Source organism: Loigolactobacillus iwatensis, from assembly GCF_003950295.1.
GTDB lineage: Bacteria > Bacillota > Bacilli > Lactobacillales > Lactobacillaceae > Loigolactobacillus > Loigolactobacillus iwatensis.
Map to the genome: position 1 here is coordinate 1 of NZ_RHNP01000002.1, position 21356 is coordinate 21356.

Here is a 21356-nt window from a genome sequence, read left to right on the forward strand (position 1 = left end):
TCAATTAAAGATTGAATTGACGATATTGGTATACAATTTAGGCTTTTTTGATTTTATGACGAACTAGCACCACGCGTATAAATAATATTATTTTAATCCTTTTTAGGTGAAATAACACCTTTGTCGCTACTAGATAAAATGAGTCGGAATTCATTAATTGTTGGCCAATTTTATTTTTTTACCAGTCAAATATAGGAAGCATTTTAGCCGAAATAAGCGTACTATAAGTTTAGTCATTTTTAAAAACGAGCAATGAAAAATGGCGTTAATTGCTTGAAGCTGGGAGTTAGATTAGGGCGAGAAACCATCTTTTCGGCACGCTTTTAAGCAAAATGATCGAATTTACACTGATTATCCGCTAAAATAATTAGTATAAAATTAAAAAGAAAGAGGTTATCGACAGTGAAATTAATTGAAGTTCCAATCAAGGTTAACGTTAGCTTGCGTAAGATGATTCCGAATACGATTGCGTACCTTTATGGAAACACAGCAATCCGTTATTTTCGTAAGTATACGCTTGGTAATACTAGTGTTTATTATGTCGATAGTTTCCGTCGAATTGACGTTATTCTAACTAATACAACACGCAATATTCGGACGGATGAAATCGATTTTGTAGTGGATCGATTATTGAATGAACAAACGCTTGGCGAAGTAACGCGGCTGAGTAAAGAAAAAATTGAGGCCGCGCGGCACCATAAAATCCGTAAAATGAAGGATATTGTGATTGCTGAAGCCAAGCCGATTGAAAAAGACTAGAAATAATTTTTTGAGATATGTTCCGATTATAAGTAATTGAAAATGAAAAAGACGTCTGACAAAAGTAATCTTGTCAAACGTCTTTTTTCTAATTTAGTTTTCAATTAACGTTTAAAATCCATAAGAAGATCAGAAAGACAAAGAACAGGCCGTACATTAATGGGTGGACTTCTTTTCGGCGACCGGCGGCGATCATGGTGATAGGATACATGATGAAGCCTAAGGCGATACCGTCAGAAATACTGTACGTGAGGGGCATGCCCAACACGATTAGAAATGCAGGAATAGCAATTTCTAATTGTTGCCAATCAATTTGTTTCAACGATTGGGCCATTAACACACCAACAATAATTAATGCCGGCGCTGTTACCTGGCTAGTGACAACTGACAAAAGTGGTGAGAAGAAAAGGCCAACAATGAAGAGCAAGCCAGTAACTACGGCGGTGAGGCCAGAACGACCACCGACTGCGATGCCGGCCGAGGATTCAACGTAGGCTGAAGTTGGCGAGGTTCCCAGCAAGGAACCAACTAACATTGAGGATGAATCGGCTAATAAGGCGCGGCCGACCCGGGGCATTTTATTATCTTTCATAAAACCGGCTTGTTCGGCCAATCCGACTAGTGTACCCGCAGTATCAAAGAAGGTGACTAGCAGGAAGGTGAGCACCACCACGACCAACTGTAGTGAATTGATTTCGCCAACGTGGGTTAAGGCAACCATGAAAGTTGGGTGCAAACTGGGTGCGCTGGAAATAATTGCACTGGGTAAATGAATTAAACCAGTTATTAATCCGAGTAGAGACGTTAAAACCATCCCGATAAAAATAGCACCAGGAACTTTTCGTGTCATCAGAATTGCGGTAACAATTAGGCCGAAAATAGTTAGCCAAGTGGTACTAACGTTTAGGGAACCTAGGCCAACCACCGTCGATTTGTTAGCAACAATTAGGCCACCATCATGTAAACCAATGAAAGCAATGAAAAGACCAATACCAGCCGCAATTGCTAGTTTAAGGTTATGCGGAATAGCGTTGATAATTGCCTCACGAAGTTTGAAAACTGTGATGATCATAAAAATGATTGAGGCAACAAAAACACCGGCTAGCGCAGTTTGCCAGGGAATTTTCATGCCAATAACAACTGAATAAGTGAAGAAGGCATTAACCCCGAGGCCAGGAGCAATTGCGATTGGGTACTTGGCCAAAATTCCCATTAACAAACAGCCAAGTGCACTAGCTAAGGCAGTAGCGGTGAATACTGCACCTTTATCCATCCCTGAAGCACCTAAGACACTGGGATTAACAAATAATATGTAAGCCATTGAAATGAATGTTGTGAAACCGGCGAGTACTTCTCGGCGGACGTTCGTCCCCAATTCATCTAACTTGAAGTAATTTGAAATGTATTGCATGCTTAATCTCCCTTTTCACTTGATTAGTTAAGAATAAAGGCACATTAATGAATATTGTTCGTGTTTAATCGCTTGAACAAGTTCTATAATACTATTAAAATGATATTTTTCAAGTATTTAAGAACAATTAGCGAAAACATTTTGCTTAATGTTCAATTTTCATTAAATGAGCATAACAATAAAATTAGAGTTGCGAGTTGGCAATAATTGGGAAGTCTCTTATACTAAGAGCAATGAAGGATTAAATGGTGAAAATTAAGATGAAGAAGAGTGAGTAAATGAACGAATTAAACTACCAAATGCAATCGCAGTGGGCCTATGGTGCTGGTAAACAACAATCACCAATTGCACTAGAAACGGTATCCCAAAATATTTTGGAGGCCGCCGATTTTTTGGAATGGCAGGGACCGTACTATGTTCAGGACGTCTGTGATAATGGCAATAATTTATTACTACACGGGCAAGGACACGCGCGGCTTGACCAGCGTTTATTCCATTTAGTTCAACTACATTTTCACGCGCCGGCCGAACACACAATCAATGGTGAATTACGAGCCATGGAATGGCACTTTGTCCACACCGATGCGATCGGTAAAACGGCGGTTGTTGCCGTCAGTGCTGTTATCGGCCAACCTAATCCCCAGTTTGAACAAATCCTTGATCAATACCAAACTGGTAAATCAACAACGTTTGCAGAAACTATTTTGGTAACTTCGCTCTTACCAACAACAGGCCTGATTTATCATTACGTTGGTTCATTGACGACACCACCATTAATCGAAGGTGTAGAGTGGTATGTAGCGGAAAAACCCTTTACGATTTCGCAAGAGCAGCTGGAACGCTACCAACAATTTTTCCCAAAAACAAATAACCGGGATTTACAGCCGTTGAATGAGCGCCAAGTAATGCAATATGATTTGGGTAGTAATGACTAAATTATATTTGGGAGTGTGACAAAAGTCGGTTTTGGCGCCTGTTCTAGAGCAATGTTCGGAAACAATAAGAGGCTAGGACTTTTTGTCCCGGCCTCTGTAAATATATTTGAAAAAGTACGCGGATTCTTTTTATATATTAGTTATATTTTTAGAGTACTTGCCGTCGGTAGTTTCAAATAGATTCAAGTTGTGAATTGGCTGGAGAACGCTTATAATACAAAACATATTTTGGCCGCTTAAGCTGCGCTAGGAGAATTAAGGAGGAAATCGGCATGCTAACTGTGTTTGATGTATTAAAAATAATTCGGATCAATCACGATCAGTTGGACACACATCAGGTTGTAATGACACAAAGAGATGGTAAGCCTAATAGTGTTCTGACGGATTTATTGACGGACGTTGTCACTAAGACGCGGATGTTTGTTGATTTGGAGCAAATTCATTCTAGTAGCGAATTGATTACGACTTTGCGCGAAGTAACGCCATTACCCGAAGAGGTATTAACTGAGTACGAAAAGATTTTAGGGCAACCTGTCGTTACAATTAATTTTGCAACACGTAAAGGTCTCGTTGAATTGGTTTACGATGAATACGCCTATTAAAACGTATTTAAGTTTTATTTTGACACGTAGAAAAATTGTTACCGGTCGGTGATTTAGGCCAGATCGTGGTGGACAATTATTTTTGTTAATATTTTTTGATTAATTTGGCTTAAACGTGCTGGGAAAGTGCCCTTTTTCAAAGATCCTTTAACCTATATAAATAAGTGTAGTGGCAAGTAAAGTGTTAGAGGAACTGACTTTATTTGGCACTATTTTTGGACAGCAAATGATTAGGATTTTGGTGTTAATCCTTGCTAAAATAGGATTTAGATAAAATAGTTAGGACCTTTCTGGAGGTGATCAGATGTTCGACAGCGTTGGAAAAGCAATTTTTGATCAGGAGCTCGTTTCGCGATCAAGTGATTTTACAATGGGAATTGAAGTCGAAATGCACCGGATTGATAAAAATGGCCGATTGAGTAAGGAACCGTACCCAAACAATCTGGGTGATCAGGCAGAAAATCAGTTTATCAAAAATGACTTTGTTCAAACGCAATCCGAGGTTATTACGCCCCCGATTGCACACTCAGTTTCGGCGATGAATTACTTGATGGCGTTAAATAATACGTTGCGTAATGCTTTACAACCAACCGAACTACTGTGGCCGTTGTCAATGCCGCCAGTTTTGCCGAAGGATAAGACCAATATTTCAATAGCAGCCACTGAACCTAAGAAGAAAAAATATTTAGAGGCGGTGGCCAAACGTTACGGCTTTACCAATGGACTACCCAGTGGGGTGCACATCAATCTAAGCATTGATCAGCGTATTTTTGATATCGTTTATCCGGAAGTTGCGGATCGATTTAAAAATCGAACGGAAGTTGTTAACGCAATATACGTAAAGGTAGCACAACAATTTATGCGTTATCGGTGGTTACTCATTTACTTATTTGGGGCTAGTCCAATTGCTGAGGCTAATTATTTTAGTGCGGATAAGGCTCAGCCGGAACATCCAGTTCGCAGTTTACGTAGTAGTCATTACGGCTTTTATTATGAATTTGTTGGGGATTACACGTCGGTTGCCAAATACGTTCGGGTCATTACGGACGCTGTTGCTAAGGATCGTTTACTATCGGAAAGTGAGTATCACGGCAGTGTTAGGCTTAAAGGAACCGGCAAATTAGCTGATGTGCCTGAAAAGGGCGTTGATTACTTAGAATTGCGAATGTTAGATTTGGATCCAACCACTTCCGTGGGTATCCGAACGGAAACGGTGCGCTTTATTCGTATTTTAATGAGCTATTTTATGATGTCACCGGGAATTGCTACTAGTCAAGTGAATGCGGTCATGAAAGAATCGGCTGAAATGCTCGAAACAGTTTCTCTAGAAATACCGAATGAACCAACAGTTTATCAAGCGCAGGCCCAAGAATTTTTAGATCAATTACAATTGTTTGGTGATCAAGTTCAGTGGGGCCCTGAATACCAGGAAGTTATGGATACAATGCGGGATCGTTTGGATAACCCAGAGCATACGCCGGCGGCTAACTTAGTTGGGCAAATGCATAACGGTTCTTTGACGGCGTATGCATTAAAAATGGCCCAGCGTTATCAAAAACGAGCGTTACGCAATATTGAGCCATTTAACGGCTTTAAGCAAAAACCAGCCTTGGACGAAAGTGAACTACGTCGTGATTTATTTAAAGGCAATTGGGAACCACGCAATTAAGGTTAGGTCAGTGCGCAGAATCTAGTCGTTTTTTCAAATACTTCTTAGTTTAAAGCCAAATAGACAGTAACCATATGTAAATTGGTTGCTGTCTATTTAGATACTGTCAATTTTAAGGTAAGTGCGAACTAGTGGAGTGTAGCGCTCATATTTAAAACTATTAGTTAGTTTTCAGAATGTCAAGTCCTAACTGGAACAAGACCGAATGGATTAGATTCCATTCCGGGGCGCGAGGACGGAACGCGTGGCGGGTTGGCGAGCTAACTTTTACCAGATAAAGGCAAAGCGGAGGTAAAAGTGGATCTCGCCAAGCCCGCATGATTCTAAATGGCCCAGACCGCCATTAAGAATCATCGACACGGCTGGTCCTCGCGCCCCGAAATGGAACCTAACCAAATCTGAGCACGTGTAATTCAGTAACCAAGCGGCATAAGCATTATTTTTAGTAGCGATATAATTTTAATATGAGCGCTACACTTCCTAAAAATGCTAGTCAGTTAAATAAAGTCGCCGCAAATCCTTAATGTCTTGACTAGAAAATTTCAATTCATTTTGCAGGTAATGTTCAGTGTCTCCTGAAAGTGCTTTGATTGTTGCAAAAACGGCATCAAAGTTGGCGTCCTCTACGGTTAATACTTGGTTCATGCGGTTGGTCATATCTTCACTGGCGTTTTTGGCGACAATTTGGTCGATGCTATCAACATTGTTAGTACTAAAAATCATGTTGGTCAATAAATAATCGCGCTTAATAATTTCCGGTTTAACTTGTAAAGCGGCCAAGACAAGCATGGCACCAGCACCAGTACGATCTTTACCGGCTGCACAGTGAAAGACCACGCTCTTTTTATCGGTTGGGGTAGCCAGCATCGCCGCAAATAGTTTGCGCCAAGCTAGTTGAGCGTGGGGGTCGACGATCATTTGCTGATAAGTTTGGGAAAAGAAGCCAAAGGACGAGTCCGCTAATTTAACATTTAATCCTTGCAAGCTATTTTGATCGGTAAAAGGATAAACCGGCGCCGCCTCATAGTTGGTTGTGTCCGGTAAACGATCAGGAAACATGTCAACTTCACCACTGGAACGTAAATCAATATCGTAGTGTAAGCCGTATTGTTTGAGGAAAGCAAGGTCCTTAGTTTTTAGATCCCTTAAACTACCTGAGCGTAAAATCTTCTGCCATTTAACTTGACGCTGATTGATTGTTTCATAACCACCAAGTTCACGAAAATTAACGCCACCGTCTAACTGTAAAACACGCTGTTGCTGCATAGCTACACTTCCTTTGCTTTTAATTCATTATAGCCGCTTTTATAGCAAAGAGCATGCAACTAGCTGTTGATTAAGCGAACTAAATACGCACCAAATTCTTGTGTACCTAAAGTTGTTGCAGCGGTGAGGTTTTGAGCAAAATCGCTAGTAACGTGTTTAGTTTGAATTGCGGTTGCGATTGATTGTCGAATTGTAACGGCAACATTCGTCCAACCAAGGTAGTCAAAGAGCATTGCCCCGGATAATAGCAAGGAACTAGGGTTTAACTTATTTTGCCCAGCAAACTCAGGGGCCGTTCCATGGGTTGCCTCAAAAACAGCGGTGCCAGTATCGTAGTTAATGTTACCGCCAGGAGCAATACCGATCCCGCCAACTTGGGCGGCTAGTGCGTCTGATAAATAATCACCATTTAAATTTAACGTTGCAATGACACTATAATCTTCCGGGTGTAACAAAATTTGTTGTAAAAAATTATCGGGTAGTTTGTCGTTGATAATCACCTTACCCGTTTCTTTTGCTGTCTTAAGGGCCTCTTCGGCCGCTTTATTCCCTGAGATCTGATTCAGTTTATCGTATTGTCTTTGGGTGAAAACTTGTTTTGGAAAAGTGGATTCGATGGCAGTATAGCCCCAATTTTTAAAGCCACCTTCTGTATACTTCATAATATTGCCCTTATGAACTAGCGTGACGGTGGGCAGCTTGTGTGCTAAAGAGTAGTTAACTGCGGCAATAACTAAACGTGCCGTTCCTTCTTGTGATACTGGTTTGATGCCAAATGCTGAGCTTGTTGGAAAGCGTACTTTTGTTAATTCAGCATGTGCGGCGAGAAAGACCTTTAGTTCTTGTGCTGCCGTAGAGTCGGCCTTGAATTCAATACCGGCGTAGATATCTTCGGTATTCTCCCGAAAAACTGTCATCGCCACTTTTTCAGGGGCCTTAACCGGTGATGGTGTCCCTGGAAAATAATGAATTGGTCGGACACAGGCAAATAAATCTAAAGCGTGGCGAATTTGAACGTTAAGTGAACGAAAGCCTTTACCAATTGGGGTTGTCAGCGGGCCTTTAATGCTGACTAGCCCTTTTTTCATTGTGGCCAGTGTTTCTTCGGGTAGATAATTGCCCGTTTTTTGGTAGGCCTTGCCGCCAGCAAGAACCTCTTGCCAAACGATCTTTTTTGTCGTGCCGTAATTCTTTCTGATGGCCGCGTCAAATACTGGCCGTGCAGCGTGCCAGATTTCGGGGCCAATACCGTCTCCTTGAATAAAAGGAATAATTGGATCTTGCGGGACTACTAGTTTTTTTGTTGTGGCGTTAAATGTTAACCAAGTTGCCATAATAAATCCCCCTAAAATGAGAAAATGATTTTAAAATTAGCTTGTTTTTAATCATATTTTAATGTAACATCTTTTTACATAAGAAACAAGTTTAATTATTAAGGGGTGTTTAAATGTTTCAAACACTTATTTTGGCACTAATACCCATTATCTTTACGTTAGGTTTAGGTTATTTTGCTGCTTGGCGTGGTACCTTTGATGAGCGGGCTAGTAGTATCTTTGTTACGTTGATTATGGCCTACGCGTTACCGCTAAGTGTTTTTTCAGGAATTTGGGGAACACCACGTCAACTTATTATCAAAGATAGATCCGTTGTGCTCTGGTTATTGTTGGCAATGGTAATTTGTTATCTCGTTTTATTTTTAAGCTATTATTTTATTGGGCATCAATCACGCTCGCTGGCCGCCTTACGGGCAATGGCAGTGGCCGATCCATCAGTTCCTTTCGTTGGGTCAGCGGTATTACCGTTGCTATTTGGCAGTAATTTGAGTGCCATCGATATTGGTATTTGTAGTTTAATTATTAATCTTTTGGCGCTACCGGTGACGATTTACTTATTAGAAAGTGATCAGCCTGCGGAGTCACATGAGCAAGGCCTTCTTCGTACATTTAAAAAACCATTAGTGTGGGCCTCGTTGTTTGGTTTTGTTTTGGTTCTAGCTGGTTCAACCATGCCAGCTAGTCTAGCAAATAATTTTACGCTTTTAGGTAAGGCAGCGGGCGGGGTTGCTATCTTTGCGGCCGGAATCGTTTTACAAACTAGAAAAATTCACTTGACCCTACCTGTGATCGGCAATGTTTTTTTGAAAAATATTTTATTTCCATTAGTTGTCTGGGGCGTTCTAATCTTATTACAGGTTCCCGTTCAAGCTCGACGACTAGTGGTAGTGACGCTGGCAATCCCAATGGCAACCATGCCAACCGTTTTGGCCATTCAATACCAAGTTGCTGCATCAGAAATGGCCTCAACACAGTTTTTAAGCACGGTTGTTTCCTTTGTGACGATGGGATTTTTCATGATTGCAGTTTAAAAACAAAAAAATACGACCTAAGATTAATGCTATAAATTTGATCCCAAAGGAAGTGAGCCCAGACCTTTGGCGCCCTTTCTAGCGTAATGCTCGAAAATAGTAAGCGGCCAGAACTTTCTTCCCAACCTCTAGTGACCAATCAGATTCATAGCGTTAACTTTGTCGTATTTTTATATTTATGCCAATTTTTTTAGTAATTCATCCAAATGCTTAATTACCGGGATTGATGGGCGATTTTTAGGCATTTCCTGTGAATTACGATTAAGCCAAATCGTTTGCCAATTTTCTGGTAGAGTTGCTAAATATTTGCCGGTTACATGAATGTGATCGGATGTGCCAATACCTGATTGTCGCAGTTGCTTCGTTACCTGATCGAAGAACGCTGCTTGTGGTTGGTAACACTGTAAATCTTCGGCTAACCAGAATTGATCAAAGGTGACCTTAAAATTTGCCAAATTATGTTCTAGAATTGGGCGCGGTAAATTGGATAAAAGCCCCAATTGGTAACCATTTTCTTTAAGCCGCATTAAGGTCTTAGAAACCTCGCGGAAACTTGGCAAATTTTGGTAAACTTTCATTAAATCAGTGACGTGTGTCGTTAAATTATTAACCTCAAATACAGTTTCGCAGGCTTTCAAGGCCTGGCGAACTATTTCTGAATAGGGGATAAACGTTGTTTGCGTTAATAATTGATATTCATTTTGGAGATAGACCTTTTCTAATTCTTTGGAACTTTTACCACTTAAAACAGCGAGATCACCAATTGCTGCGTAAAAGGGGTCCGTATTAATGAGTACATCCTGGTCGGTAAAGGTAATTATTTTTGCCATATTCGGTTAAACTCCTTTTTTGTAAGCAAGAGCGCGTTTAAAAAAATGCCTGTATTCAAACATTATAACGTAGTCAGTGCTAATCATTGATTATTGCCGCATGAAATTGGGTACTTTTTCCGCCACGCTTCAAACTAATTCTAGCGCGTGGGTTAGAGGCCGTAAAGTTGGTCCATCAGTTGGGCAATTTAATCCGACCAACGACTGATGTTCTAGCGCTGGCCAACGCATAGAATGAAAAAGCTTTGTAAATAAGTGAATTACATAAAAAATGAAAAAGGAGGCCGTATTGTGAGCTTTTTAGAATTAAAGGATGTCCACAAGGCCTATCAATTAGCGGATAAGACTAAGTTTCCAGTTTTAAAGGGAATCAATTTGAGCTTTGAGCGCGGAGAATTTGTTTCAATTCTTGGTGAATCTGGGGGTGGGAAGACAACCCTAATGAATATTATTGGTGGTTTAGACCACCAATATACTGGGGATGTTTTGGTTAACGGAAAGTCAACTAGAACTATGTCAGAGAAAGAATTAGATAATTACCGGCGCCAAACAATTGGTTTTGTTTTTCAAAACTTTAATTTAATCAGCCACTTATCAATTTTAGATAACGTCATGGTGAGTTTGGAAATGACTAAGTTAACGCACAAAGAGCAAGTGCAAACGGCGACTGATCTGTTGAAACGAGTTGGTTTAGGTGAGCACATCAAAAAGTACCCTAATCAATTATCGGGTGGTCAAAAACAGCGAGTAGCGATTGCCCGTGCTCTAGCCAGTGACCCTGATATCATTATTGCCGATGAGCCGACGGGGGCGCTTGATTCAGGCAATTCACACGAAATTATGGATTTGCTAAATGGAATCGCCACGGATGGGAAGCTCGTTATTTGTGTGACGCACTCGCAAGAAGTTGCCAATTACGGAACGCGGATTGTTCACATGGTTGATGGATTAATTGACCAAGATCAACATTTAAAGGACGCATTTCCAGTAAAAGGGGCCAAAGCAAGTACGGTCACGCACCATTTAAGTTTTCGGGCTAACTTCAATATGGCAATGAAACATATGCGCTATAACTTAAAACGTAATGTTTTGATCGTGTTTGGGGGTGCCATCGGAATTTTGAGTGTGTTGTTAATGCTGTCGCTGGGGCGTGGTGTTCAGGGTTACATGAATCACGAAATTTCCGGACAAATCAATCCACAAAGTATTCAGGTAACACAAAAGACTAAGTCAACGGACCCTAATTCGGTTAAGATGACGCAGGCTGATTACACAAAAATGACAAAGATGGCAAACGTTTCCTCAGTTGAGCGTGGTTTCTTTGCCCAAGGTGCTCAAGTTCAGTATGCCGGTAAAACTGATTCAATTTCGCTTTTCCAAACCTATAACAAAACGATCTTGGATAAGAGCCTGTCAATTGGCCACCAACCAACTGGGTTAAACGAAGTAACAATTACTAAAGATTTAGCTCAAAAGTATGATAAGGCTGACTATAAAAAGATGGTGGGTAAGAAGATTACTTTCTTTGTTAATACCTACGATGCACAAAAGAAGCCAATTGTTTTATCCCGCCAAGTAACTGTTAGCGGAATTACAACCGGCCAAAGTGGTGCAACGGTTAGTTACAATACACTGCAGGCTATGTTTAAAGAAAAAAGTTTAACGCTAAAGCCTAATTTCTTAACGGTTAACGTTAAGGGATTGACTAACGTTAAGCCGATTCAGGACAAAATTAAGGCAGATAAATATCAGATTACTGGTGCCGGGGCCATTTTAGATACAGTCAATACGTACGTTAAGTTGGCCTTCTACGTGTTAGCCGGAATTGCTGGTATTTCACTGTTGGTTTCTGCGATTATGATCATTGTGGTTCTTTACATTAGTGTTTCTGAGCGGACCAAGGAAATTGGTATTTTGCGGGCATTAGGCGTTCGCAAGACAGATATCCGGACCCTTTTCTTCGCGGAGTCGTTTTTGATTGGGTTGTTTTCAAGTATTATTGGGGTGATCGTGGTTTGGTTGGCGCAACTTGGTATCAACCACGCAACGGAAAGCTTCATCCACTATAATATTATTCAATTAACACCTGGTTACATTGCTTTTGGGATCATTGTTAGTGTTGTGATTAGTATCTTGGCGGCAATCGCGCCGGCCGGCAACGCAGCAAAATTAGACCCAGTTGAGGCCTTATCCCACGATTAAATTAGTACCAATATAATCATTTGAAACTAGAAACAGTAAGAGGCTAGGATAAAAGTCCTAGCCTCTTACTGTTTCTAAATGCTGCTATAGTACGTGTGCCAATAGTCCGGGTTCACGTGCCTAACTACGGCTAATCCAATAATCATAGTACGGTTGTTGGATTAGCTTATGCTATGCAGTAAATCTAGAATCGCCTTTTTGGCCCACTCCTGCCTATTTATTTTGCGCCGCTGTGATTATAATGATTTCCCTAAGTGGCCATTGCTTCAATCACTGGCTGTAACGTTGCACCTAAGGGAGTCAAACGATAGTAAATGTTTTTGCTAGGGAGTGTTTGGAAAAGCGTTCAGATTCTGAGGATTAGCCTAAACAGCCGAATTACCTTTGAAAAAGGTGATTTGGCCGTTGTAGCTAACCGCAGGAATCTGCTTTTTCAAACACGTTTACAGCAAATTAGTCGCGAAAATATTAACAAAGGTGTTTCTTGAATAACTATTCGATTGATTAGCCTATCTTTCTGTAATTCTTTTAGTTGTAACGCCAACATTCGCCGCCCAATACTGGGAATAGCCCTTAATAACTCACCAAAATGAGTTGAGTCTTGATAAATTAGATGATAAAGAATAACCCCTTTCCATTTACCGGCAATAAACTGTAAGGTTGAAGCAACTGGACACCCAGGAGCGCAATCGTAAATTTGTTGTTTCATAGTTAGCTTTAAAACTCCTTTTACGGGTACAATTAGAGTAGTATCAAAAATTACCCTTATTGTATTCCTTATTTTTTGTTAGTACAATTGAGCCATAAATAATGAAGAGAGGTTGAATTTAATGACAAAAATGAAAGCAGTTGGTTATTACAAAGGTTTACCGATTACTGATTCCGCCAGTTTTCAAGACGTATTGGTTGAAAAACCGCAACCGCAGGCTAATGATTTATTGGTTAAAGTGCTTGCTGTCTCGGTTAATCCTGTGGATACTAAAATTCGGCAGAGTACGCCAGAACAGACCCAGGTTAAGATTATTGGTTACGATGCTGTCGCCGAGGTTGTGGCACTTGGCACTGCCGTGAAGGATTACCAAGTGGGTCAGCGGGTTTACTATGCCGGAACAACTCAGCGACCTGGTAGTGATGCCGAATTTCAGTTAATTGATGCCCGTTTAGTGGCGTTGGCACCAGAAAAGTTAACTGTTAACCAGGCCGCCGCGTTACCTCTAACGGCACTGACGGCTTACGAGTTACTTTTTGAAAAAATGGGCTTAATACCGGTTAAGAACGCAAATAATGGCAAAAGCTTATTGGTTATTAATGGCGCCGGTGGGGTTGGTTCATTAGCAATTCAATTGGCAAAGTGGGCCGGCTTAACCGTCATCGCAACCGCCAGCCCTAAAAACCACGCTTGGTTAAAAGAGCTAGGGGCCGACTATGCGGTCGATTATCATCAAGATTTACGTCAGCAAATCACTACTTTGGGTTTTGATTTACTTGATAATATCGTGATTTTACATTCTACGGCGCGTTATTTTGATTTGGCCGCCGATTTAATAGGACCATTTGGCCACGTCGGGTCAATTGTCGGATCAACTGAGAGGCTTGCTTTGGCCAAGCTAAAGAATAAATCGGCCAGTTTTGATTGGGAGTATATGTTTGCCAAAACGGACTATGATTACCAAGTGGCCTCGCAAGGTGCCATTTTGAAGCAGATAGCAAAATTGTTAGATCAAGGCGTGTTACGGACAACGCTAACTCAAACAATTACTGCGGGTATCAACGCAACTACTATGAAAAAGGCGCACGCAATTGTTGAAGCAAACGCAATGGTCGGAAAATTAGTTGTTACGGGACCATTTAATGGTTAACTGAAAAAATGTTAAGCGGTTAGGACAAAAGTTCCAGCCGCTTACTATTTTCGATCGTTACCATAGACCGTGCGCCAAAGGCCTGGTTTCACTTACCTAGCTTACGCTGCACAGTAAACTCAAAGTCTACTTTTACGCCACACCCGATTTTTGATTGATCATTGATTAATAGACTAGATTAATTATCGAAAACTTTTTGATCCATAAAATTTTCATGCAAATTCAGTAGCGCCCCGTGGTATACTAATTACTTGTGTGCAACATTTAAGTGCATAAACTTACATATACCTGAGGAGGAGAAGTTGTGGTTCATCAGTTGTTAGCAGAGTTCATGGGTACAGCACTCATGATTATTTTTGGTGTTGGCGTTCATTGTAGTGAAGTTTTGAAGGGAACCAAGTATCGTGGTTCAGGACATATTTTTGCGATTACTACTTGGGGATTTGGTATTACAATCTCATTATTTATTTTCGGAAATGTTTGTATTAATCCAGCAATGGTATTAGCACAATGTCTATTGGGAAACCTCAAGTGGTCGCTATTTTTACCGTATTCAATTGCTGAGGTCCTGGGTGGCGTTGTCGGTGCCATAATTGTTTGGATTATGTATGCCGATCATTTTAAGGCTTCAGAAGATGAAATTTCACCAATTACGATTCGTAACTTGTTTGCAACGGCACCTGCTGTCCGCAATTTACCCCGTAACTTCTTCGTGGAATTTTTTGATACATTTTTATTTATTTCTGGGATTTTGGCCATTTCACAAATCAAAACGCCGGGAATTGTACCAATTGGCGTTGGTTTGCTGGTCTGGGCGATTGGTATGGGCTTAGGCGGACCAACAGGATTCGCCATGAATTTGGCCCGTGACATGGGTCCCCGGATTGCCCACGCAATATTACCAATTAAAAATAAGGCGGATAGCGATTGGCAGTACGGTATTTTAGTGCCGGGTATTGCACCTTTTGTTGGGGCTGCCTGTGCGGCGTTATTTATGCACGGCTTTTTCCATATTGTTTAATGATCGGATAATTTTAAAGTGAAACTGGTGTGGTGACGATGATGAGCAAAATTGAAGTACGAGTGGCAAAAAAGAATGATTTGTCAGCGATGGCACAAATCTATTTGGAAGATCGCCAACGTTATTTTAATTGGGTACTAAATCCGCAATTAGCGGATTTAGTGGCGGAAACGAAACGTGAACGATTAATTGTTGCGCTAATTGATGATCAAGTAGTTGGTTTTGCGGCCTTATATGAGCTCATTAGTTTTGTACACCTTTTATTTGTCGCACCACAACATCAACGGCAAGGCGTCGGATTGGCCTTGATTAAAACGCTCAGCCAGATGGCGCGGGAACCATTAACGCTTAAGTGTGTGCAGCGCAATGATTCTGCGTTAGCTTTTTACCAACAAATTGGGTTTGTGATAACTAAGGATAATCAATACGCAACACCAGCGAATTTTACCTTAAAATTAGTTCATCCTGATTGGAATTAGTTGAGTAACAATTGAGCTCTCGGTATTTTTTAAGTACGCTGGCTAAATTTAAAACAAACGAATTGAATATTTTGAAACGTGAATGATCGTCTACCTTGTTATGTGGAACAGCTTCAAAGCTCACATTAAAGATAGATGATTCCTCACGTTTTTTTGTGGAAAGGATTTGCTGGAATTCCTTGCGCCCGTAGTGATTTTACGTTACAGTAGACAGAGTACGTGAAACATTAAATGTTTCACGAAGCTTAGGAAAAGGTGGATGTAAATGACTCCAACATCATTTAAAGCTGCATTGGCTGAACACGATATTCAGCTGAGTGACCAACAAATGGCCCAGTTTGCAACTTATTTTAAATTATTAATTGCAACTAATGAAAAGATGAACTTAACTAGTATTACCGATGAGGCAGGGGTTTATTTAAAACATTTCTATGACTCACTAACACCAAGCTTTTACATAGAATCATTGCGGCATGAGGCATTAACAATCTGTGATGTTGGCGCCGGTGCTGGATTTCCATCGTTGCCGTTGAAAATTGTTTTTCCGCAATTAAGGGTTACAATTGTGGATTCACTGAATAAACGAATTAAATTTTTAAATGAGCTTGCTGCCGCGCTTAATTTGAGTGACGTTGCGTTTTATCATGATCGAGCAGAACTTTTTGGAAGTAAGCGTAGTGAACATCGTGAAAGTTTCGACTTGGTCACTGCGCGGGCAGTCGCTAGGTTAAACGTTTTAAGTGAGCTTTGTTTACCGCTTGTTAAAAAAGGTGGCCAGTTTATTGCCTTGAAGGGGCAGTTACCTGACGCCGAATTAACCGAGGCCAAATACGCAATTCATTTGTTGGGTGGTAATCTAGCAACTAATGAAGCCTTTGAGCTACCTGATAATGGTGGCGCACGGCAATTATTGACCATTGTTAAGCGCCGCCAAACGCCTAAGCGCTATCCAAGGCGAGCAGGTGTCCCCAATAAAGAACCGCTAGTTGAGAAAACATTGAATTAAATCACAAAAATGAAGGAGTATTAATCATGGCGCTTTCATCATTTTTTGGCAATAATCACCATAAAGCCGAAGTTACCAATAAAGTTGTTTTAATCCCAACTGCACAAATTATCCCTAATCGATTTCAACCACGTCAAGTTTTCAACGCCGCTAAAATTTCTGAATTGGCGGACACAATTCGACAACATGGATTACTGCAACCGATTGTTTTACGTAAATATCACCAAGATCACTATGAAATTGTCGCCGGTGAACGCCGTTTTCGGGCAATTACTGAATTAGGCTGGGAAAAAGTGTCGGCAATTGTTACGCCCCTTGACGATCAAGAGACTGCATCAATGGCCCTGATTGAAAATTTACAACGGGAAGAATTAACGGTTATTGAAGAGGCGCGGGCTTACCAAAAGCTAATGACGTTGAATGAGCTCACCCAGGAAGCGCTGGCAAGGCGAATCGGTAAGAGTCAATCGTTTGTAGCAAATAAATTACGTTTGTTAAAATTGGCACAGCCAGTTCAAGATGCGCTGTTAGCGCAAGAAATAACTGAACGACACGGTCGTAGTTTGTTATCCTTGAATACAAGGTTTCAAATAAAAATGCTAGCTAAAATTAAAACTGAACACTTAACTGTTAAGCAAACGGATGAATTGATCAAAAACGTTTTACAGACGGCAAAATTACCTAAACAAACTGGTAGTACAAAACAAGCAAAGAAGCCGCTGACTAAGCGACAAACTAAGTCTGCGATTGCAGCAATTAAACGATCCTTACAGTATTATCAGGATGCTGGGATGGCCGTTAAAGAAAATGAAGAGAATTTGGCGGATGTGTACCGAATTACAATTGAGTTGCCAAAAAAATAGTTGAAAGAGGTGAGGACCACTCATGACACAAATTATTGCTGTAGCGAACCAAAAGGGTGGTGTTGGTAAAACAACTACCACAATTAATTTAGGCGCTTGCTTGGCAGATTTGGGGCAGAAAGTTTTACTAATTGACACTGATGCTCAAGGAAACGCCACAAGTGGGGTTGGAATTGAGAAGGGCACAATTGATAAGGACATTTATGATGTCCTAATTGATGAGTATCCATTGGCAAAGGTTATTCAAACAACCCAACGTGAAAATTTAGATATTGTGCCCGCAACGATTCAGTTGGCTGGAGCAGAAATTGAATTAACAACGCGAATGGCCCGGGAATCACGCTTGAAAACAAGCCTTAAGGCAATTGAAGGACAGTATGATTTCATTTTAATCGATTGTCCACCGTCGTTAGGTAATTTAACGATTAATGCCTTTACGGCCAGTCATTCGATTTTAATCCCCGTACAAAGTGAGTATTACGCATTGGAGGGGCTAAGCCAACTTTTAAACACGATTCACTTAGTTCAAAAACATTTCAATCCCCAACTCAAAATTGAAGGTGTCTTGTTAACGATGTATGATGCACGAACTAATTTAGGTGCCGAGGTGGTGGCCGAAGTTCGCAAATATTTCCCGGAAAATGTTTACCAAACCATTATTCCGCGTAATGTTCGGCTATCGGAGGCGCCTAGTCACGGGTTACCAATCATTGATTATGACCCTCGCTCAAAGGGTGCAGAAGTCTACCAAAAATTGGCAAAGGAAGTGCTAACAGCCAATGGCAAATAAACAACATAAAAGTCTGGGTCGGGGAATGGACGCATTATTCGCGGATATTGATAATTTTGACGAAAAAAAGGCAACTGAAACGGTTGTTGAAATAGCGTTGCTGGATATCCGTCCCAATCCTTATCAACCCCGAAAAATGTTTGATCAAACTGCGTTAAATGAACTAGCAGATTCAATAAAGAAAAATGGCGTTTTTCAACCAATTATTGTACGCCAAAGTATTAATGGGTACGAAATCATTGCCGGTGAACGGCGTTTTCGTGCCTCTAAGTTAGCCAATAAAACGATGATCCCGGCGATTGTGCGTGAAGCTGACGAGACCCTTATGTTAGAGGTTGCCGTTTTAGAGAATTTACAGCGGGAAGACTTAACACCAATCGAAGAAGCTGAGGCCTACGCAACTTTGATGAAAAAATTAAAGCTGACGCAAGCCCAAGTTGCCGCTCGTTTGGGTAAAAGTCGACCGTATATTGCTAATTATTTACGTTTGCAAACTCTGCCAACGGAAGTCAAACTGTTACTTCAAGACCAAAAACTGTCAATGGGCCAGGCGCGAACGTTACTTGGATTACATGATAAGCATAAAATGGTAGCATTAGCTAAACGCACAGTAAAAGAAAGTTTGACTGTCCGCCAATTAGAGAAAATCGTAAACGAACTCAACGCCGAAAGGCCGGCAGCAAAGGTGGCACCAGAAAAATCACCTTACCTGCGAGTTAGCGAAACACGATTGCAGGATAAGTTTGGCACAAAAGTTAATATTGCAGCTCACGGTGAAAAAGGTAAAATTGAGATTGGTTATCTATCGACTGACGACCTTAATCGAATCTTAGAAATATTAGGTGTTATCGACGATTAAATTTAACCATTGAGGAGGTCGTTTAATGTTTGATTTAAATGACATTGTGGAAATGAAAAAGCCCCATGCGTGCGGGACAAATCGCTGGGAAATTATTCGAATGGGCGCCGATATTAAGATTCAATGTACGGGCTGTCAACACATTGTGCTCATGTCGCGTCGTGATTTTACCAAAAAAATGAAAAAAGTTTTAGAAAAAGCACCTAAAGATTAAAATGTTTTACGCGTCAATGGCAGTAACGTCTTGATTTTCAGACAGCCACGTTGCACCTTTCTACGTGGTTTGATGATTATTTTTAAATTAGAAAAATTAAAGAAGAGAGTGACATAAAAATGGCTTTAACAGCAGGTATCGTTGGGCTACCCAACGTTGGTAAGTCAACATTATTTAACGCAATTACAAAGGCCGGTGCCGAAATGGCAAATTATCCATTTGCGACAATCGACCCTAACGTCGGCATGGTAGAAGTTCCTGACAAACGATTGGATCGAATTCAAGAAATTATTCCGGCCAAGAAAGTTGTACCAACTACTTTTGAATTTACGGATATCGCCGGAATCGTGAAGGGTGCAAGTAAAGGTGAAGGACTTGGGAATAAGTTCTTAGAGAATATTCGCCGCGTAGATGCGATCGTGCACGTTGTTCGGGCATTTGATGACGACAATATTACCTCAGTTACGGGAACGGTTGATCCGCTGGATGATATTGATACAATTAACTTGGAACTTGGGCTAGCCGATTTAGATAGCGTTAATAAACGATTAGTCAAAGTTGAGCGCGATGCTAAGTCCCGTGACAAGGACATACTCGCTGAGTTGGCCGTTTTACAAAAAATTAAACCAGTACTTGAAAATGGTGATTCAGTTCGTTCGATTGAGTTTGATGAAGATGAGCAAAAAATTGTCAAAGGGTTATTTTTATTAACTGCCAAGCCAGTTTTATACGTTGCTAATATTGCTGAAGATGATATGGCGGCGCCGGAAGAATCAAAGTACGTTAAACAAATTGAGGATTATGCCAAAAAAGAAGGTGCCGAAACAATTGGTGTTTCAGCGAAAACCGAAGAAGAAATTGCAGAATTAGATGACGCTGACAAAGCAGATTTTCTTGAAGCAGAAGGTGTTGAGGAGTCTGGGCTAGATCGTTTAATCCGTGCTTCTTATCATTTATTAGGCCTAGGGACCTTCTTTACTGCTGGTGGCAAAGAAACTCGGGCTTGGACGTTTAAGCGCGGTATCAAAGCGCCTCAAGCAGCAGGTATTATTCATTCTGACTTTGAACGTGGCTTTATTCGTGCGGAAACCTTCTCATTTAGTGATTTAGATGAATTAGGTAGTATGGCGGCAGTCCGTGAAGCCGGCAAATTACGGCTTGAAGGAAAAGATTACGTTGTGCAGGATGGCGATATTATTGAATTCCGCTTTAATGTCTAATTGGAAAGCGGCGCAAAGTACGGTTGCACTAAATTAGCTAGGAGAAATACAGTAAAAGTAATTTTAAAACATGATTTTGGCTAAACGTAAAGGGCCATTTTAAGCACGTCTGATCTAATTTAAAGACTGTCTTTATAAAAATAGCATCGGAATACTTTCTGATAAAATAAATTTCTGCGGCCGAAATAATCATCAAAAATAGGAGCGTGACAACGTGAGCGAAGAAGATGAATCAAAGCGTAATGAAGGTGTACAAAAGCATGACAAGCCGACACCAAAAACGCCAACTGAAATGGTTGATCGTTTAACCAAACGGAATGCGGAATACATGTTTCGTTTGAAAAAGGCGTTGGCAGAGACAAAATTATCTGCGGAACGACAGACGCAAGCATACAGTGAAATGTTACCCCAGCTAATTGAAGGTCAAAAAAAGGGCCAAACAGCGCGGCAACAATTTGGTACGGTGACTGAACGTGTACAAGCGATTGTTGATGGTCCCAAAAAGGGCCGCGAAGCCAATACTAATCGTTGGTTAGTGATGCTGGACAACACACTGATGATTTTCATGATTTTTACGTTAATGTATGGGATCACCGGAATGCTTTCAAAACAGCCACAAAAAGAAGCAGCGATGGGTATCTTATCTCTAGTAATTGTTTCGCTTGCGGCTGGCTTTGGTTCCGAAGAATTAATGCGATTAATCGGACCACGTGATAAAAAGAAAAAGCGCATGGCTTGGTGGAAGTTGTTATTAATGGGCGTTGGTGGCTTTATTGTTTTGATGTTAGTTTATATAGTAACATCAATGATTCCAGGTCCGCTCAATGCCGTTTTACCAGGTGTTGTTTACTTAGTACTTGGTGCCGTAACTTTTGTGGTACGCTTGTACTTGAAACGCCGGTTTAATATTCAAGGAACGATGTTTTAATACTTTTTAAATAAAAGATAGAAAATGCAAAAGGTGGCAGGACAAAATTCGATTTTGTCCTGCCACCTTTTTATTAGC

21 protein-coding genes are annotated in these 21356 nt (G+C 40.8%); 16 read left to right on the forward strand and 5 right to left on the reverse strand.

The window, feature by feature from the left end; all coding sequences use genetic code 11:
* Positions 1 to 402: 402 nt before the first annotated feature.
* Positions 403 to 759, forward strand: coding sequence for a DUF1827 family protein (locus EKM98_RS00935; protein ID WP_125979839.1), 357 nt, complete (start codon positions 403 to 405; stop codon positions 757 to 759).
* Between the two features lie 100 nt (positions 760 to 859).
* Here EKM98_RS00935 and EKM98_RS00940 read toward each other — a convergent pair whose 3' ends face one another.
* Positions 860 to 2170 (reverse strand): NCS2 family permease, encoded by a 1311-nt coding sequence (locus EKM98_RS00940; protein ID WP_125979841.1) that lies wholly within the window; start codon positions 2168 to 2170, stop codon positions 860 to 862.
* A 278-nt stretch (positions 2171 to 2448) separates the two neighbouring features.
* Here EKM98_RS00940 and EKM98_RS00945 point away from each other — a divergent pair, with 278 nt between their 5' ends.
* The 3 genes from EKM98_RS00945 (at position 2449) to EKM98_RS00955 (ending at position 5376) form a co-directional block, all read left to right on the forward strand.
* Positions 2449 to 3105: a carbonic anhydrase family protein gene (locus tag EKM98_RS00945; RefSeq protein ID WP_125979843.1), complete on the forward strand. Its 657-nt coding sequence runs from the start codon at positions 2449 to 2451 to the stop codon at positions 3103 to 3105.
* Positions 3106 to 3377: 272 nt separating this feature from the next.
* Positions 3378 to 3707, forward strand: coding sequence for a hypothetical protein (locus tag EKM98_RS00950; RefSeq protein ID WP_125979845.1), 330 nt, complete (start codon positions 3378 to 3380; stop codon positions 3705 to 3707).
* Between the two features lie 304 nt (positions 3708 to 4011).
* Complete coding sequence (locus tag EKM98_RS00955) at positions 4012 to 5376, forward strand: glutamate--cysteine ligase (RefSeq protein ID WP_125979847.1); 1365 nt, start codon at positions 4012 to 4014, stop codon at positions 5374 to 5376.
* 489 nt (positions 5377 to 5865) lie between these two features.
* Here EKM98_RS00955 and EKM98_RS00960 read toward each other — a convergent pair whose 3' ends face one another.
* A complete protein-coding gene (locus EKM98_RS00960) occupies positions 5866 to 6642 on the reverse strand; it encodes a tyrosine-protein phosphatase (protein WP_125979849.1) in 777 nt (258 codons plus the stop codon).
* Positions 6643 to 6701: 59 nt separating this feature from the next.
* Positions 6702 to 7976 carry an NADP-dependent isocitrate dehydrogenase gene (icd, locus tag EKM98_RS00965; protein WP_125979851.1) on the reverse strand — a complete coding sequence of 425 codons (1275 nt, stop codon included), beginning with the start codon at positions 7974 to 7976 and terminating at the stop codon, positions 6702 to 6704.
* Positions 7977 to 8089: 113 nt separating this feature from the next.
* Between icd and EKM98_RS00970 the strand changes: the two genes are divergently transcribed.
* Positions 8090 to 9007, forward strand: coding sequence for an AEC family transporter (locus tag EKM98_RS00970; RefSeq protein ID WP_125979853.1), 918 nt, complete (start codon positions 8090 to 8092; stop codon positions 9005 to 9007).
* 176 nt (positions 9008 to 9183) lie between these two features.
* Here EKM98_RS00970 and EKM98_RS00975 read toward each other — a convergent pair whose 3' ends face one another.
* Positions 9184 to 9837 (reverse strand): HAD hydrolase-like protein, encoded by a 654-nt coding sequence (locus EKM98_RS00975; protein WP_125979855.1) that lies wholly within the window; start codon positions 9835 to 9837, stop codon positions 9184 to 9186.
* A 291-nt stretch (positions 9838 to 10128) separates the two neighbouring features.
* On the opposite strand from EKM98_RS00975, the gene EKM98_RS00980 reads away from it, so the two are divergent.
* Positions 10129 to 12039, forward strand: a complete 1911-nt coding sequence (locus tag EKM98_RS00980; protein WP_125979857.1) for an ABC transporter ATP-binding protein/permease — start codon at positions 10129 to 10131, stop codon at positions 12037 to 12039.
* Between the two features lie 433 nt (positions 12040 to 12472).
* Here EKM98_RS00980 and EKM98_RS00985 read toward each other — a convergent pair whose 3' ends face one another.
* Positions 12473 to 12748, reverse strand: a complete 276-nt coding sequence (locus tag EKM98_RS00985; protein WP_125979859.1) for a winged helix-turn-helix transcriptional regulator — start codon at positions 12746 to 12748, stop codon at positions 12473 to 12475.
* A 130-nt stretch (positions 12749 to 12878) separates the two neighbouring features.
* Here EKM98_RS00985 and EKM98_RS00990 point away from each other — a divergent pair, with 130 nt between their 5' ends.
* From EKM98_RS00990 to EKM98_RS01035, 10 genes are all read left to right on the forward strand, one after another.
* Positions 12879 to 13898, forward strand: coding sequence for a zinc-binding alcohol dehydrogenase family protein (locus EKM98_RS00990; RefSeq protein WP_125979956.1), 1020 nt, complete (start codon positions 12879 to 12881; stop codon positions 13896 to 13898).
* 304 nt (positions 13899 to 14202) lie between these two features.
* Positions 14203 to 14919 (forward strand): D/L-lactic acid transporter LarD, encoded by a 717-nt coding sequence (larD, locus tag EKM98_RS00995; RefSeq protein ID WP_125979861.1) that lies wholly within the window; start codon positions 14203 to 14205, stop codon positions 14917 to 14919.
* Between the two features lie 38 nt (positions 14920 to 14957).
* The gene (locus tag EKM98_RS01000; RefSeq protein WP_225418498.1) at positions 14958 to 15398 is read left to right on the forward strand and encodes a GNAT family N-acetyltransferase; all 441 of its coding nucleotides are present in this window, start codon (positions 14958 to 14960) and stop codon (positions 15396 to 15398) included.
* Between the two features lie 265 nt (positions 15399 to 15663).
* The gene (gene rsmG / locus EKM98_RS01005; RefSeq protein WP_125979862.1) at positions 15664 to 16404 is read left to right on the forward strand and encodes a 16S rRNA (guanine(527)-N(7))-methyltransferase RsmG; all 741 of its coding nucleotides are present in this window, start codon (positions 15664 to 15666) and stop codon (positions 16402 to 16404) included.
* Positions 16405 to 16430: 26 nt separating this feature from the next.
* The gene (noc, locus tag EKM98_RS01010; protein WP_125979864.1) at positions 16431 to 17267 is read left to right on the forward strand and encodes a nucleoid occlusion protein; all 837 of its coding nucleotides are present in this window, start codon (positions 16431 to 16433) and stop codon (positions 17265 to 17267) included.
* 22 nt (positions 17268 to 17289) lie between these two features.
* Positions 17290 to 18057 (forward strand): ParA family protein, encoded by a 768-nt coding sequence (locus EKM98_RS01015; RefSeq protein ID WP_125979866.1) that lies wholly within the window; start codon positions 17290 to 17292, stop codon positions 18055 to 18057.
* The gene (locus EKM98_RS01020; RefSeq protein WP_125979868.1) at positions 18047 to 18916 is read left to right on the forward strand and encodes a ParB/RepB/Spo0J family partition protein; all 870 of its coding nucleotides are present in this window, start codon (positions 18047 to 18049) and stop codon (positions 18914 to 18916) included. The genes EKM98_RS01015 and EKM98_RS01020 overlap by 11 nt, the downstream gene beginning before the upstream one ends.
* Before the next feature lie 25 nt (positions 18917 to 18941).
* The gene (locus EKM98_RS01025) at positions 18942 to 19130 is read left to right on the forward strand and encodes a DUF951 domain-containing protein (protein ID WP_125979870.1); all 189 of its coding nucleotides are present in this window, start codon (positions 18942 to 18944) and stop codon (positions 19128 to 19130) included.
* 119 nt (positions 19131 to 19249) lie between these two features.
* On the forward strand, positions 19250 to 20350 hold the full coding sequence (ychF, locus tag EKM98_RS01030) for a redox-regulated ATPase YchF (protein ID WP_125979872.1): 1101 nt from the start codon (positions 19250 to 19252) through the stop codon (positions 20348 to 20350).
* Between the two features lie 214 nt (positions 20351 to 20564).
* Complete coding sequence (locus EKM98_RS01035) at positions 20565 to 21278, forward strand: DUF1129 domain-containing protein (protein ID WP_125979874.1); 714 nt, start codon at positions 20565 to 20567, stop codon at positions 21276 to 21278.
* Positions 21279 to 21356 lie beyond the last annotated feature (78 nt).

What these genes read in the sequence shown, in the direction of transcription:
- EKM98_RS00940 (WP_125979841.1), bottom strand. Translation starts at nt 2,170, where the DNA reads ATGCAATACATTTCAAATTACTTCAAGTTAGATGAATTGGGGACGAAC.
- EKM98_RS00945 (WP_125979843.1), top strand. Translation starts at nt 2,449, where the DNA reads ATGAACGAATTAAACTACCAAATGCAATCGCAGTGGGCCTATGGTGCT.
- EKM98_RS00950 (WP_125979845.1), top strand. Translation starts at nt 3,378, where the DNA reads ATGCTAACTGTGTTTGATGTATTAAAAATAATTCGGATCAATCACGAT.
- EKM98_RS00955 (WP_125979847.1), top strand. Translation starts at nt 4,012, where the DNA reads ATGTTCGACAGCGTTGGAAAAGCAATTTTTGATCAGGAGCTCGTTTCG.
- EKM98_RS00960 (WP_125979849.1), bottom strand. Translation starts at nt 6,642, where the DNA reads ATGCAGCAACAGCGTGTTTTACAGTTAGACGGTGGCGTTAATTTTCGT.
- icd (WP_125979851.1), bottom strand. Translation starts at nt 7,976, where the DNA reads ATGGCAACTTGGTTAACATTTAACGCCACAACAAAAAAACTAGTAGTC.
- EKM98_RS00970 (WP_125979853.1), top strand. Translation starts at nt 8,090, where the DNA reads ATGTTTCAAACACTTATTTTGGCACTAATACCCATTATCTTTACGTTA.
- EKM98_RS00975 (WP_125979855.1), bottom strand. Translation starts at nt 9,837, where the DNA reads ATGGCAAAAATAATTACCTTTACCGACCAGGATGTACTCATTAATACG.
- EKM98_RS00985 (WP_125979859.1), bottom strand. Translation starts at nt 12,748, where the DNA reads ATGAAACAACAAATTTACGATTGCGCTCCTGGGTGTCCAGTTGCTTCA.
- EKM98_RS00990 (WP_125979956.1), top strand. Translation starts at nt 12,879, where the DNA reads ATGAAAGCAGTTGGTTATTACAAAGGTTTACCGATTACTGATTCCGCC.
- EKM98_RS01000 (WP_225418498.1), top strand. Translation starts at nt 14,958, where the DNA reads ATGATGAGCAAAATTGAAGTACGAGTGGCAAAAAAGAATGATTTGTCA.
- rsmG (WP_125979862.1), top strand. Translation starts at nt 15,664, where the DNA reads ATGACTCCAACATCATTTAAAGCTGCATTGGCTGAACACGATATTCAG.
- noc (WP_125979864.1), top strand. Translation starts at nt 16,431, where the DNA reads ATGGCGCTTTCATCATTTTTTGGCAATAATCACCATAAAGCCGAAGTT.
- EKM98_RS01015 (WP_125979866.1), top strand. Translation starts at nt 17,290, where the DNA reads ATGACACAAATTATTGCTGTAGCGAACCAAAAGGGTGGTGTTGGTAAA.
- EKM98_RS01020 (WP_125979868.1), top strand. Translation starts at nt 18,047, where the DNA reads ATGGCAAATAAACAACATAAAAGTCTGGGTCGGGGAATGGACGCATTA.
- EKM98_RS01025 (WP_125979870.1), top strand. Translation starts at nt 18,942, where the DNA reads ATGTTTGATTTAAATGACATTGTGGAAATGAAAAAGCCCCATGCGTGC.
- ychF (WP_125979872.1), top strand. Translation starts at nt 19,250, where the DNA reads ATGGCTTTAACAGCAGGTATCGTTGGGCTACCCAACGTTGGTAAGTCA.